This window comes from Paenibacillus sp. FSL H7-0940, from assembly GCF_037979415.1.
GTDB lineage: Bacteria > Bacillota > Bacilli > Paenibacillales > Paenibacillaceae > Paenibacillus > Paenibacillus amylolyticus.
In genome coordinates, this window is the sequence record NZ_CP150280.1 from 3,593,893 (window position 1) to 3,608,313 (window position 14,421).

Genomic DNA, 14,421 nt, shown 5'->3' on the forward strand with positions numbered 1-14,421 from the left:
AATGGATAAGCATAACATTTTCCGCGTCGTTATGATATATTTATAGGGTTTAGAGATCAAAAAGAGGTGAGTCATATCTATGAAATTGACAATTCAACTATTTGCAGGCATTGCAGAACGTTTAAATACATCCCTTCTGGAGTTTGAGTACATTGGAGACATTCCAACCGCTGCCGATTTAAAAGAAAAATTGGGACTGGCCTACCCGGAGGCAGCTTCTCAGATAAGGACATCTTTTTTGGCAGTTAACCAGCAGTACGCTCCTGCCGATACTATACTTAGCTCAGAAGATGAACTTGCGTTGATCCCTCCCGTCTCTGGAGGTGATGGTACGGATATTTCCGATGAACAGCTTCGCTCTACCGTTCCAGAGCATCGGACTGAAGATGGCTTATTTCTAATTACAGAATCCACTTTGTCCGTGGAAGCAACAACGGAGCTAGTGATTACCCCGAATCACGGGGCAGCTCTTACTTTTGTAGGTACGACTCGTGAAATGACCGGTGAACAGCGCACCGTTCATCTTGAATACGAGGCCTATGTGCCGATGGCTCTTTCTCAGATGGCAGCCATTGGTGTGGAAATCTCGGATCGCTGGCCTGGTGTGTTATGTGCAATCAGTCACCGAATCGGCAAAGTAGATGTGGCAGAGATTAGTGTAGTCATTGCTGTTTCCTCGCCTCATCGCAACGACTGTTATGATGCAAGCCGTTACGCCATAGAGAGACTGAAACAGACCGTTCCGATCTGGAAAAAGGAAATTTGGGAAGATGGATCTGAATGGAAGGGACATCAATTAGGACCATGGAACCCCATGGAGAACTAAATAATGAGCCTTTACACCTTTTAGATAGAGTGGGTTAATAGTAAATAAGTCGTTGTCAACCCATTTTTTTCTTGTTATTATAATTATATGTGTCGATATTAGTCGAGAAAAGGTGGTTTATACGTGAGAGTGCATGTTACTGATCTTAAACCGGGTGACCTGTTAAAAAATGATGTATACAACAGTTCGGGTCTCCACATGCTGATGAAAGGTTCCACCCTCAGTGAAGATGACCTATCCAAACTGTTGCAACATGGAATCGAGTACGCAGATGTAGAACACACAACATCCGACCTACACTCTGATGCACAAACCTTACCTTCCGATCAATCCCGTCTGTTAACTAACTTGTTTAACGATACGATCAAAGGTACTGAATCTCTATTTCAACAAGCGATGGAGAAGGGTTTTATTGATGAGACACAGGTCGATGAGATTTTGTTTACCCTAACAGAACAGTTGGAAAAACAAAAAGATGTTGTCTCCTTGTTGCTTATGCTTGACGGGGATAGCGATTATACGTACAACCATTCATTGCAAGTCGGAATGCTCGCTTTTTATATCGCCGGCTGGATGGGTTACAACCCCGAGGAATGTCTAACTGTAGCCAAAGCAGGATATCTTCATGATATCGGCAAGTCCAAGATTCCTTCTGAGATTTTACATAAACCTGGTAAATTGACTACGGAAGAATTTGACGAAATGAAGAAACACACATTCTATGGGTACGATATCATTAAAGAATCCACGCAGGATGAAATTCTGGCAATGGTTGCACTTCAACATCATGAGCGCGAGGATGGAAGTGGTTATCCTCATGGACTGCGAGGAGACGAGATCCACCCATATGCCCGTATAACTGCTGTAGCAGACGTTTACAGCGCCATGACGACGAATCGGGTATACCAGACCAAACAGGAACTGATCTCTGTTCTGTGTGAGCTGTACAGCCTCAGCTTTGGTCAGTTAAATGCTGAAGCAACACAGGAACTGATCAAGCACATGCTGCCTAATTTTATCGGTAAAAGGGTTCTGCTCACCACGGGTCAGACGGGACTCATTGTCATGAATAATCCTGCGGATTATTTCCGACCACTCGTTCAGACCTCTACGGCCTTTATCGATTTAGCGAAAGAAAGAGATATTGCTATCGTTGAGATTTATGTACAGTAACTGTTCATTGTACACAGCATGTTTACAATGAACCCCATAGTAACTGAAATAACCAACTTATAGGTTGGCATATGACAAAAGGGAAGCCGTAATCGGCTTCCCTTTTGTCTATTCCGATTCGATCATGTTGGATTACACACAGAATGCTTTTGTGATGATAACCAACAGAATGAACAGTACCAAGATTGCACCAGTGTTTGTGAACATATTGTATCCACCAACGCCGCCTACTCCGCCTACGTTGCCACCACAACCATATCCTACTTCGCTCATGTGATTGCCTCCTCTTCATCAGGTATACCCTAACATATGACGTTTCCGGTGGAATGAACCGGGCGAACAGGCAACATTCGATAAATGGTTGTCTGCCTGCATCTACCTGAGTGGATCAGCCTTTTGCTACTCCCTGTTCTTTGCAGGGATCTATATATCGGACTCCGAATGAACCTGGATGCTTTTTTCCTTGCGGTACATGATAACAAGTAATCTCCAAAATTCATAACTGCCTTTGTCATTCATAATAAACGGTCGATAATAATCAAATGCTTGCTGCGCCCATGCGGGACAATCCATATTGGAAAGTTGCTCCTGTTGCTGAATCCATCCCCCTTGAATCTCCAGCGTTTTCTGCATAGCTTCAAACATTTTCTTCTGCTCAGTGGTCATCGGCGGAGCCTCCTGTTCCTGAGATCCAGTTCCGTATTCGGCCTGTAGATACGCACCCGGTTCCGTCACACCATCTTCGCTGGCTGTATACCCGTAAGATGGTGTACTTGTTTTACGAATCTCATAATGTACATGCGGGCCAGTACTCTGACCCGTGCTTCCCTGATTACCGATAAGCTGGCCTCGCTTCACCCGCTGCCCAACGGTTACGGCAATCCGCGAAAGGTGAGCATAACAATGCAAGTAGCCACGATGATCTTGAAGGGCAACTGTAAGCCCGTAACCGCCGAATCCGGAGCCTGTAACTCCTTCGGAAGCAAAACGTACCCTGCCTTCCATAAAGGCATAGACGGGGCCATTCCAGGGCTCTGTCACGAGATCAATTCCGCGGTGAAATGTCTGTCCACCATGAATAGGATGAATTCGATAGCCGAATGAACTTGTAATCCGATATCCCTCGAAAGGGTTCACGCTCATACACTCACATCCTTTTCTATCATTAAATGCTTAAATCTATGAAATGGCTTGTGCTATTGGTCTTATTTTATTCCACAAAAATACCGCTCAGAATATCATTAGGGAAACCTTATGGTCTCTCTCCAACGTATATTCCAAGCGGTGCTGTGCTAATATGAACACTCTATGAGATGTATATATTATTATTCCATTTTAACCACTGCTCACTTCTAATTCAGAGGTCTGTATATGACGCCTAGCTGATCCAATTCCTGTCCTGCTCTTCCATAAAATCCGGCAATGTACCACCCCGCTGGTGCCTCAAGTTTGATTTGATCCGAGGTCTTTTGTCCGCCTTCAACTTTATTTCCAAGATTGGTGGACAACTCCACGTAAAAGATCCGTTTATCTCCATTACGTGTCCCCTGACCAATTGTTGCCTCGGTTAAGTACTCTCCGTCTGCCAGGTTCAGTGTGGCAATGTTGGATTGACCACCATGTACCAGGTTCGTTCCATCCCTGTACAGCATTGAAATGCCGTCTACACGGTTGCCCGAGTTAAGTACCACTGAACTAGGTCTGGACTCCGGAATATGATTTAGATCATTAAACCCACTTCCTCCAGATCCTCCGATTGTTGAACTTAGTTGGTACTGAGAAGATGTGCTGTACACAAATTCCGCTGTAATCGGATAATGATCGGAGAGCTGCTTCCCACTCGGGTCAACAAATGTTTGATTTTCTAACCGAAAGCTCTGTGCATTAAGGGACAACGCTTTACTTCCGCGATACAAAATTTTGTCGACAATTTCATAGTTGGGTCCATTTAAATTGGTTGCATCCATAAGTGCTTCTCCATCAGCAGGAATACTCCCACCTCGAATCAAATCGATCCACGGATCGCTTAAACCATTCTCAGACATGAGCAACTCTATATTGTCAGCGGCACGGGTGTACCGTGTATTGGTATCCCCAAATACGATAACTGCGTTCCCGTCCGAGTGCTCCTTTATGTAATTGGAGAGTTGTCTGATATTATCTCGTCTGGCCTCAAGCGATTTATCATCGCTACCTGCGTCCGCATGCAAGTTGTACACGTCCAATTTTACCTGAGGTGTGATCTCATATGTAGCTGCTGTAAATCCTTTTGGAGTCAATTCATCACTTCCATTGTCAAAAAGACCAGATCGCTTATCCCAGGTAATACGTTTCAAGTCACGGAATGGATATTTGGACAGACTGTTCAACCCACTACCAAAACCCGCAATTCCGCTTGTTGTCGTCAAATACGGCAGAGTGACCTGAGATATCAGCTCATTATGATAATTAAAATCCTCTTGCACATTAATGATGTCATAGTCATTTAATTTTGGGGAAATCTGAACGGTGTACTCCTTGGGATTGGAGCTGGATACCAGGTCTGGAAGACCACCTACATTGTAACTAAGTACGTTGAATGAACCCGATACCGATCCATCTTCTGCTGCACTCGCCGTTGATAAAAATAACGGTGAGCTCGTAAAGGCAACAACAGCAGACAATACCAAGGCTGCTCCTTTTTTAACTATACTTCTTCGCATCATAACCCTCCTCATATTAGAATCTATTCAAATATATGTAATATTCGTTAATGGAAGAATAACGCTGGTCTATTCATTTGTAAATATACAAATTGAACTAAAGAATATTTCCGCTTGCCACTCCGATAACAGAATAACCTTCTGATCACTGTTATCCCCAGATTTTTTGAATAAAAATACCCCCTAGAGAGACTTTTTAAAAAGTCTGTTCTAGAGGGTATTCGATCACATAAAACGATATCTACCGCTTAACATCAGCAACTAGCTTCGGCTTTACGGCTTCGAAAGGCGCTGCATTGGATTAACCAATGGAACCTTCCATTTCGAACTTGATCAATCTATTCATCTCAACGGCGTATTCCATTGGCAATTCCTTCGTGAATGGCTCAATGAAGCCCATGATAATCATCTGTGTTGCTTCTGCATCAGTCAGACCACGGCTCATCAGGTAGAAGAGTTGATCCTCAGACACTTTGGATACTGTAGCTTCATGCTCCAGCATGATGTTATCATTCATGATTTCATTGTAAGGAATTGTATCCGATGTGGACTCATTATCGAGAATGAGTGTATCACACTTGATGTTGGATTTCGCGCCCTCAGCTTGACGCCCAAAGGAAGCCAAACCACGGTACGTTACTTTACCACCATGTTTACTGATGGATTTGGAAACGATCGTAGATGTTGTATCCGGAGCCAAGTGAATCATTTTCGCACCTGCATCCTGATGCTGGTTTTTACCAGCTACAGCGATGGAGAGTACGGAACCTTTAGCTCCACGGCCTTTCAGTACAACCGCTGGATATTTCATCGTCAGTTTGGAACCAATGTTACCATCGACCCATTCCATCGTTGCATTTTCTTCTGCAACCGCACGTTTTGTAACGAGGTTGTAGATGTTTGGTGCCCAGTTTTGAATCGTTGTGTAACGAACACGAGCATTTTTCTTACAGATGATCTCAACAACCGCACTATGCAGTGAGTTCGTGCTGTAGATTGGAGCTGTACAACCCTCTACATAGTGAACGAAGCTGTCTTCGTCCGCAATGATGAGTGTACGCTCGAATTGTCCCATATTCTCGGAGTTAATTCGGAAGTAGGCTTGCAGAGGCACTTCACATTTAACGCCCTTAGGCACGTAGATGAAGCTTCCTCCAGACCATACCGCACTATTCAATGCAGCAAATTTGTTATCTGCTGGTGGAATAACTGTTGCAAAATATTCACGCAGGATTTCCGGATGCTCTCTGAGAGCCGTGTCCGTATCCATGAAGATTACACCTTGGTCTTCCAATTCCTTTTGCATGTTGTGATATACAACCTCGGACTCATACTGAGCCGATACACCTGCAAGGAACTTTTGCTCTGCTTCAGGGATACCCAATTTATCAAAGGTTTCCTTGATTTCGGAAGGAACTTCCTCCCATGTTTTACCTTGTTTTTCAGAAGCACGCACATAATACTGAATTTCATTGAAATCCAATCCGTCGAGATCTCCGCCCCATTTCGGCATTGGCATCTTTTCGAATTGTTTCAGGGATTTCAAACGGAATTCCAACATCCATTCCGGTTCATTCTTAATCTTGGAAATCTCGGTAACCACTTCTGCAGTCAGACCTTTACCGGTTTGAAAGATGGATTTGTGCTCGTCGCGAAAACCATATTTGTACTCTTCCATTTCTGGTGCTTTTTTAGCCATCTTGCTCTACCTCCCTATCGTTATTGTACTTTGTTCTCTTCGTCAATCCCTTTGCGTAATGCATTCCAGGCCAGAGTGGCACATTTGATGCGTGCAGGGAACTTGTTCACACCGGATAGGGCTTCGAGATCTTCATAATCGTCGAAATCGACTTCTTCACCTTTCATCAGTGAGGAAAAACGGTTAGCGATATCGAGTGCTTGTTCCATCGTTTTGCCTTTGACGGCCTCTGTCATCATCGATGCAGAGGACATGCTGATGGAGCAGCCTTCACCCGTATATTTGGCTTCCTGGACGATTCCGTCTTTCAGCAAAATTTGCAGTGAAATCCGGTCGCCGCACGTTGGATTGTTCAAATTCACCGTGACAGCGTCATTATCAAATGTTCCGCGGTTACGCGGGTTTTTGTAGTGGTCCATTATAACACGTCTGTACAGATCATCAAGTTGCATCGCCAAAATACTCCTTTGTCTGGATTAAGGCGCTGACAAGCCGATCTACATCTTGTTCGTTATTGTATAGATAGAAGCTGGCACGAGCTGTTGAGCTAACTTCAAGCCAGCGCATTAGCGGTTGACAGCAATGGTGTCCGGCACGAATGGCTACGCCACTCGCATCCAGCACGGTTGCCACATCATGCGGATGAACATCCCCCAGATTAAAGGTAACAACACCCACATGCCGCTTGGCTGGGCCATAGATGGTTAACCCATCGATCTCGGCCAGTCGTTCTGTTGCATAAGCTGCCAGCACACTCTCATGATGTGCGATCTCATCCATACCAATCTGCTCCAGAAAATCAATGGCAGCTCCCAACCCTACCGCACCTGCGATAATCGGGGTTCCACCTTCGAACTTCCAGGGAAGCTCTTTCCAGTTGGATTCGTACAGACCCACATCATCAATCATTTCACCACCGAACTCAATGGGTTCCATGGACTCCAGCAGCGCCTTTTTGCCGTAGAGTGCACCGATTCCGGTTGGTCCGCACATTTTATGACCGGATAATGCATAGAAATCACAGTCCAGATCCTGAACGTCCACCTTCATGTGAGGTGTGCTTTGTGCGCCATCAACAACGATGACAGCACCATTGCGGTGTGCAATTTCAGCAATTTGTTTCACTGGATGGATCAGACCCATAACATTGGATACATAAGCGATTGCTACAATTTTAGTATTGTTCGTAATCGTCTTCTCAACATCAGCCAATTCAATATGACCGTCAGGCTGAAGCGGAATGTATTTCAATGTTGCACCTGTCTCCTTGGCAACCTGCTGCCAAGGAATCAGATTACTATGGTGCTCCATTTGCGTGATAACAATTTCATCGCCTTCTTTGCAATTGGCGCGGGCGTACGATGAAGCCACCAGATTGAGGGCTGTCGTTGTCCCGCGAGTAAAGATAATCTCCTGTGTACTGCGGGCATTGATAAACTTGGCTACCTTCTCCCGTGCGCCTTCGTAAGCGTCCGTTGCACGGCTTCCAAGGGTATGAACACCACGGTGTACGTTGGAGTTCTCATACTCATAATAATGTTTGACTGCTTCGATCACAGCATGAGGCTTCTGTGAAGTTGCAGCACTATCTAAATATACGAGCGGGTGTCCGTTAATTTCCTGGTGGAGGATCGGGAACTGCTCGCGAATGGACGGGTTCATTGTCCCAGCTTCTTCTCAATCAGGGACTGCAATTGGGTGCGCAGTGCTTCCAGAGGAATATCCGCCACCACCGGAGCCAGGAAGCCATAGATGATCAGGCGTTCGGCGTCCGTACGGTTAATTCCGCGCGACATCAAGTAATGAATCTGCTCGGCATTGACTTGACCAACAGAAGCCGCGTGACCTGCTGTTACATCATCCTCGTCAATAAGAAGGATTGGGTTGGCGTCTCCACGTGCTTTAGGGCTCAGCATCAACACTTTCTCTGTCTGCTGTCCATCAGCTTTGGTAGCGCCTTTCTCAATCTTCGTGATGCCGTTGATGATTGCAGAAGCTTCTTCACGCATAACTGCACGTGTAATCATCTGGCTTGGCGTATTCTTACCGAAGTGACGAGCTTCTGTGGTGTAGTTGATTTTCTGCGAACCGGAACCTACAGCGATGACTTTGGAATCAGAACTTGATCCATTGCCTTTCAGCACGGTCATCGTGTTGCTCGCTGTGTCGCCATTGTTCATTTCGCCTACAATCCACTCGATGGAAGCATCATTCTCCAACACTGCACGACGGAATGAAACATCAGTTACATTCACACTCAGTTGATGAACCGATGCGAAACGTACTTTAGCACCAGATTTTGCGAATACTTCCACAACTCCATTATGGAAAACAGGTGCGGACAATTCGCCAGATACATAGTTATCAACATAAGTTACTGAACTGTTTGCTTCTGCAACTACAAGCACGTGAGGTGCGAACGTTGCAGATGCGTCGTCCGTAAGCAACACTGCTTGCAGTGGTACTTCGATTTCGACATTTTTCGGAACATACAGGAAGACCCCGCCATTCCAAAGTGCCGCATGCAATGCAGCGAGGGAATGCTCATCCGCTTTCACTGCTGTGTTCAGATATTGTTTTACCAGATCGCCATGTTCGCGAACCGCTGTAGCCAGATCCGTGAAGATAACTCCTTTTGCTGCCAAATCAGCAGACACCTTGGAGTATACCGTACCGGAATTGCGCTGGATAACCAGACTGCCCTCAGCTTGATCCTGAACCAGATCTTTGATAGAAGCAGGTACTTCTGTCAAAGAAGAAATAGCTTCACTTGTTTTATATGTTCCGTACTCGCTGACATTCCAGCGTTCGATTTTTTGTTTTTCCAGTTTAGGAAGCGCAAGCCCGCTCGCAAGCTTTAAAGCTTCGAGCCGCTGTTCGGTCAACCAGCCGGGTTCATTGTTGCTTTCCGACAAGGCGCGAAGCGCTTCAGATTCAACCGGAAGAATTGTTTGTGTAGTCATTAATTAATCCTCCTCCGTTTTGTCTTTACGCTTCTTGGCCTACAGTTTCGTCTGTAATTCCCAGCTCTGCCTTTACCCAGTCATACCCTTCCGCTTCCAGACGGTGAGCCAATTCAGGTCCGCCGGATTTCACGATACGACCTTGCATCATTACGTGAACATAGTCAGGCGTAATGTAGTTCAACAGACGCTGGTAGTGAGTGATGATCAGGAAGCCACGGTCTTCGCTCTTCATAGCGTTCACACCGTCAGCCACGATTTTCAAAGCATCGATGTCCAGACCAGAGTCAATTTCATCAAGTACTACGATTTTCGGATCAAGCAGCATCATTTGCAGAATCTCGTTACGTTTTTTCTCACCACCGGAGAAACCTTCATTCAGGTAACGGTGAGCGAACTCAGGGTTCATGTCAAGTTCTTTCATTTTACCTTCCATTTGACGAATGAACTTGATCAGAGAGATCTCGTTACCTTCGCCACGACGTGCGTTAATTGCACTACGCAAGAAGTCGGAGTTAGTAACACCTGCAATTTCACTTGGGTATTGCATAGCCAGGAAGAGACCTGCACGTGCGCGCTCATCTACAGCCATATCCAATACATCTTCACCATCAAGTGTAATTTTACCGTCTGTTACTTCATATTTAGGGTGACCCATCAATGCAGAAGCCAGAGTGGATTTACCTGTTCCGTTTGGTCCCATGATTGCGTGGATTTCTCCACCTTTCATTTCCAGGTTGATGCCTTTCAGGATTTCCTTACCTTCGATCGTCGCTTTCAGACCTTCAATGACGAAATTCGTAGCCATGTGTATTGTTTCCCTCCATTGATTAAATTGATGTTTACTGTCGAAAAAGAAAAAGCGCCTATTATATCTGAACAGGGCTTCCCCTGAATTTCTCCTGTACTCGAATCTTCAAAGCAAGAACACTTTAGAATAATTCTAAACTGATTCTCAATGATAATCAAGTCATTTCCTAAGAACCTTTGTCCCTTGCATGAAACCTTATTCTTTCTGATTCTATAGTAAAAGACAAATTGAATCAAATCAGAAAACATCTTAAGCACAAATACACAGTGAGAAAAATCACAGTAATTCAAGCTTTTATGCCATCTGCTGTACACTAATCTAAAAAAAGGACTCATCCATATTATGGACAAGTCCCTCCGTTAAATAACGTTACCATTTACAATTTGAGCATCTCGTTAATCTTCTGTACCTGTTCGTCAAAATCCGCAACGTCCACCACCGGCGTCATTTCGCGCGGCATCGGACCATTCGGAATAGAAATCCATGAACGGCAACCATTATATTCAGGCAGTACGGGGATTTCCATCGGTTCTTTCAAAAGGTACACACGTAAAATCAATACATGGAGCGGATCTTTGCGTTTCCATTTCAAACGGTCTTCGGCAAAATCCGCTGTCCACATATGAAAGTCAAGAAGTCGATCCAGCATCTCCTGATCTCGTATCTCCAGATCCTGCGTTACTTCGGCATATGCAGTAATACGGATTGTCGAAGCTTCGGGCACCCATTCGGCCAGTGATTCTTCAACATAGGATTGATCCGAGGACTTAATCAGTTCTTTACGCTGATGTTCATAAGTCGGATACAGGTAAAACGCCGGACTTTTCAGCTCAAAATGTCGGGTTTCCTCTACAATCCCACCTTTGCGCATCACCATAATCTGGCGACCCGTTTCCAGCGCTTTGATTGCAGAAGCCCATTCTTTTAAAGCCGGTGTCGTTGGTTCTAACATAAGCGGTTCCCTCCCCAATCGTTCTTGTCAGCAGTATAGACGCTCAGGGCGTTTCTGACAACATGATCCGGGCTCAGAAAGCTTACGTAAGAGACCAATTGTATTAGGCAAAATCTTAGCTATATTAACCCAGGAAAGAGCGAAGCATCCACATGTGTTTCTCCAGGTCAGCCTTGAAACCTGTCAGCATATCGGATGTTGGTTGATCTTCAGCTGCATCTGCAACTTCGATACCTTCCTGATATTCATTCGAAAGTGTAGCAAAGTCCTCGATCAGGTTTTGCACCATTGTTTTTGCGTCTTCTCCGCCTGCTGCTTCCTGGATAGAGGAAAGCTCCAGATACTCTTTCATTGTAGCCGCTGGGCTACCTTTCAACGTAAGGATACGCTCTGCGATTTCATCCATTTGCACCGTAACTTCGTTGTAGAACTCTTCGAATTTCACATGCAACGTGAAGAAGTTAGGTCCTTTAACATACCAGTGATAGTTATGGATTTTAACATACAATACGTTCAGGTTAGCTACCTGACGATTAAGTACTTGTTCCACCGATTTCGCTTGATCTGTTTTGTTTTTTGTAGCCATATTAATCCCATCCTTTATTTAAAATTAGTCTGTCATGCCATGATAAGCAGGTTGTCCCACAATGCATAACAGAGAGTTAATAATGTGTCACCACATGTAGTGGAGAGGCTTGTTAAGGGCGGTTCTCTCAACCGTCCGGCCTATTTGTCTTTACCCTTGAACCGGAAGTTCGAATCAGGATCGACTTGACTTGTCTCAAAAAAAAGTTCAAAAACCGCGTTATTTCCGATATACTGACATATACCAAGCAAAGAAGTGGGTTTTCCTGTTTCTTCATATATATGGAGGTGGCACCTTTGTCCCAATATCGCCCGTTTACCCCCCAGGATGCAATTGAACTGGCCAAAACATTACCGGGTCCATTTGCGGCAGATGCAAATCTGGATTGTCACGAGATCGGCGACGGCAATCTGAATTTGGTATTCCACATCACGGATCAGAACTCCGATAAAAGTATCATTATCAAACAGGCGCTTCCTTATGCGAAAGTGGTTGGAGAATCATGGCCGCTCTCTCTGGTACGTGCCCGCATTGAACGTGAGATTCTTCAGGAAGAGTATCGTCTGTGTCCAGGGATGGTACCCGAAGTGTATCATTACGATGATGACCTTGCGTTAACGGTTATGGAAGATCTGAGTGATCATGTGATCATGCGTAAAGGCCTGATCGAAGGTGTTTCCTATCCTCTTTTTGCACAGCATATTGGGGAATTCATGGCAAGAACGCTGTTCTTCACATCCGACTTGGGCATGGATCAGCAATTGAAGAAGGAACAACAGGGCAGATTCATTAATCCGGACCAATGCAAAATAACGGAGGATCTGATCTTTGATGAACCCTACCGGATCGCTGAGAAAAATAATTATGATGTTTCCATTGAGGACGAGGCTGAAGCCCTCCGCACAGATGGAGAACTTCACCTTGAAGTGGCCTTACTGCGGGAAAAATTCCTAACACATGGGCAGGCATTGCTTCATGGAGATCTGCATACAGGCAGTATTTTTGTTACACCTGAATCAACCAAGGTCATCGATCCCGAATTTGCATATTACGGCCCCATGGGATTTGATGTCGGTGCAGTCCTTGCGAACCTGCTCTTGAATTACGCATCCCTGCCAGGATGGATTCAGAATGAGACTGCTTTGCGTGAGCGTGAGACGCTTTTGCTGAATATAGTTCGTGATGTATGGACTGAATTCGAATCTCGTTTCCGTGCCCTCTGGGTTAATGACCTCGTTGATCCGATGGCAAAAACGCCAGGGTATCAGGATCTGTATGTGCAAAAATTGTTCAGAGATTCCATTGGCTTTGCAGGTGCCAAAATGGTTCGTCGTATCGTGGGACTCGCTCACGTGGCGGATATAGATACCATTCCAAATGCAACTGAACGTGAACATGCTCAGCGTAAAGCATTGTCCATTGGTAAAGCGTTGATCAAGAACAACCGTCGCTTGAATACCATCGGTGAAGTGCTGGATATTGTATCTACAGCTGTCTCTACTACTAAGGCTTAACATAAGGAACGGAGGAACCACCCATGACAACCCCTGAATATCAGCCTCTGTCCTCTCTCATCTGGAAAAAGGACAAGCTTGAAATGCTTGACCAGCGTCTGCTGCCCGAAACGATCCTCATGTTGAAATTGTATACACCCGAGGAAGTATGGGAATCCATCCACTCCATGAAAGTGCGCGGTGCTCCGGCGATTGGTATTGCTGCTGCATTTGGTGTTGTATTGGGTGCCAAATCATATGACGGAACAACCGTTCAAGGTTGGTTGGATCACGTAAAATCCATATGTGCTCATCTGGCTACTTCCCGACCAACAGCGGTGAACCTTTTCTGGGCACTGGATCGCATGATGCAAAAAGCAAATGAGGTCGTTGAATCCGGCCTGAGCCTGGATGAGGGCAATGATGCTCTTGAAGTAGAAGCTCTGTTGATTCAGAAAGAAGACGAAGAAGTATGCCGCATGATCGGTGAGAATGCACTGCCATTGTTCGAAGATGGTATGGGTGTACTCACTCACTGTAACGCAGGCGGACTAGCTACGGCGAAATATGGTACGGCAACTGCTCCAATGTATCTCGCACAGGAACGTGGCATTCACCTGAAAGTATTTGCAGACGAAACTCGTCCTGTACTTCAGGGTGCACGCCTGACTGCATTTGAGTTACAGCAAGCCGGCATTGACGTTACGCTGCTCTGTGATAACATGGCAGGCATGGTGATGTCCAAAGGCTGGATTCAAGCCGTTATCGTCGGAACAGATCGTGTTGCTGCCAATGGCGATGTAGCTAACAAAATCGGAACATACAGCGTGGCTGTGCTTGCCAAAGCTCACAATATTCCGTTCTATGTAGCCAGCCCATTGTCGACTATCGACTTGTCCACTCCATCCGGGGACCTCATTCCGATTGAGGAACGCGCTGCGGAAGAAGTCACTGAAGGATTTGGCAAACGTACAGCACCGCAGGGTGTTAAAGTATACAACCCAGCATTTGACGTAACGCCTAACGAATATGTAACAGCTATTATCACGGAAAAAGGCGTTGTTCGCGCTCCTTTCCAAGAAAACCTGGCTGCCTTGTTCGCAAAGGAAGAAGCTTAATTTAATAAGAGTATTCAAGAAGAGATTGTCGTGTATAGCGTTAGTACTTACGATGTGCCAGGCTCTGTATTAGAACGCTAAGACGCTAAAGAAGGGCT

The 14,421-nt window shown here is 45.3% G+C and carries 14 protein-coding genes; 4 read left to right on the forward strand and 10 right to left on the reverse strand.

The annotated features are described in order from the left end of the window. The first annotated feature begins 79 nt into the window (after positions 1–79). Together MHB71_RS15740 and MHB71_RS15745 are read left to right on the forward strand one after the other, a co-directional pair. Positions 80–826 carry a molybdenum cofactor biosynthesis protein MoaE gene (locus MHB71_RS15740; RefSeq protein ID WP_340026886.1) on the forward strand — a complete coding sequence of 249 codons (747 nt, stop codon included), beginning with the start codon at positions 80–82 and terminating at the stop codon, positions 824–826. A 123-nt stretch (positions 827–949) separates the two neighbouring features. Then, positions 950–1,999: an HD-GYP domain-containing protein gene (locus MHB71_RS15745; protein ID WP_091014614.1), complete on the forward strand. Its 1,050-nt coding sequence runs from the start codon at positions 950–952 to the stop codon at positions 1,997–1,999. A gap of 132 nt (positions 2,000–2,131) precedes the next feature. Here the strand turns inward: MHB71_RS15745 and MHB71_RS15750 are convergent, their stop codons facing one another. The 10 genes from MHB71_RS15750 to MHB71_RS15795 form a co-directional block, all read right to left on the reverse strand. Beyond that, positions 2,132–2,272, reverse strand: coding sequence for a hypothetical protein (locus tag MHB71_RS15750; protein ID WP_017689533.1), 141 nt, complete (start codon positions 2,270–2,272; stop codon positions 2,132–2,134). Between the two features lie 150 nt (positions 2,273–2,422). Beyond that, the gene (locus tag MHB71_RS15755) at positions 2,423–3,142 is read right to left on the reverse strand and encodes a M23 family metallopeptidase (RefSeq protein WP_340026887.1); all 720 of its coding nucleotides are present in this window, start codon (positions 3,140–3,142) and stop codon (positions 2,423–2,425) included. Positions 3,143–3,351: 209 nt separating this feature from the next. Beyond that, the gene (locus MHB71_RS15760; protein ID WP_340026888.1) at positions 3,352–4,701 is read right to left on the reverse strand and encodes a jacalin-like lectin; all 1,350 of its coding nucleotides are present in this window, start codon (positions 4,699–4,701) and stop codon (positions 3,352–3,354) included. 301 nt (positions 4,702–5,002) lie between these two features. Further along, positions 5,003–6,400: a Fe-S cluster assembly protein SufB gene (gene sufB, locus MHB71_RS15765; RefSeq protein WP_036669904.1), complete on the reverse strand. Its 1,398-nt coding sequence runs from the start codon at positions 6,398–6,400 to the stop codon at positions 5,003–5,005. Positions 6,401–6,420: 20 nt separating this feature from the next. Next, complete coding sequence (gene sufU / locus MHB71_RS15770) at positions 6,421–6,852, reverse strand: Fe-S cluster assembly sulfur transfer protein SufU (protein WP_017689537.1); 432 nt, start codon at positions 6,850–6,852, stop codon at positions 6,421–6,423. Continuing rightward, positions 6,842–8,062 carry a cysteine desulfurase gene (locus tag MHB71_RS15775; RefSeq protein ID WP_047842300.1) on the reverse strand — a complete coding sequence of 407 codons (1,221 nt, stop codon included), beginning with the start codon at positions 8,060–8,062 and terminating at the stop codon, positions 6,842–6,844. The genes sufU and MHB71_RS15775 overlap by 11 nt, the downstream gene beginning before the upstream one ends. After that, positions 8,059–9,363: a Fe-S cluster assembly protein SufD gene (sufD, locus tag MHB71_RS15780; protein WP_036609929.1), complete on the reverse strand. Its 1,305-nt coding sequence runs from the start codon at positions 9,361–9,363 to the stop codon at positions 8,059–8,061. The genes MHB71_RS15775 and sufD overlap by 4 nt, the downstream gene beginning before the upstream one ends. 25 nt (positions 9,364–9,388) lie before the next feature. Beyond that, positions 9,389–10,171 carry a Fe-S cluster assembly ATPase SufC gene (gene sufC, locus MHB71_RS15785; RefSeq protein ID WP_036609931.1) on the reverse strand — a complete coding sequence of 261 codons (783 nt, stop codon included), beginning with the start codon at positions 10,169–10,171 and terminating at the stop codon, positions 9,389–9,391. A 379-nt stretch (positions 10,172–10,550) separates the two neighbouring features. Beyond that, positions 10,551–11,126, reverse strand: coding sequence for a DUF1802 family protein (locus MHB71_RS15790; protein WP_340026889.1), 576 nt, complete (start codon positions 11,124–11,126; stop codon positions 10,551–10,553). Between the two features lie 124 nt (positions 11,127–11,250). Continuing rightward, the gene (locus MHB71_RS15795; protein WP_017689542.1) at positions 11,251–11,712 is read right to left on the reverse strand and encodes a Dps family protein; all 462 of its coding nucleotides are present in this window, start codon (positions 11,710–11,712) and stop codon (positions 11,251–11,253) included. A 296-nt stretch (positions 11,713–12,008) separates the two neighbouring features. Here MHB71_RS15795 and mtnK point away from each other — a divergent pair, with 296 nt between their 5' ends. Together mtnK and mtnA are read left to right on the forward strand one after the other, a co-directional pair. Continuing rightward, positions 12,009–13,226, forward strand: coding sequence for an S-methyl-5-thioribose kinase (gene mtnK / locus MHB71_RS15800; protein WP_340026891.1), 1,218 nt, complete (start codon positions 12,009–12,011; stop codon positions 13,224–13,226). A gap of 23 nt (positions 13,227–13,249) precedes the next feature. Then, positions 13,250–14,323 carry an S-methyl-5-thioribose-1-phosphate isomerase gene (mtnA, locus tag MHB71_RS15805; protein WP_036609936.1) on the forward strand — a complete coding sequence of 358 codons (1,074 nt, stop codon included), beginning with the start codon at positions 13,250–13,252 and terminating at the stop codon, positions 14,321–14,323. Positions 14,324–14,421 lie beyond the last annotated feature (98 nt).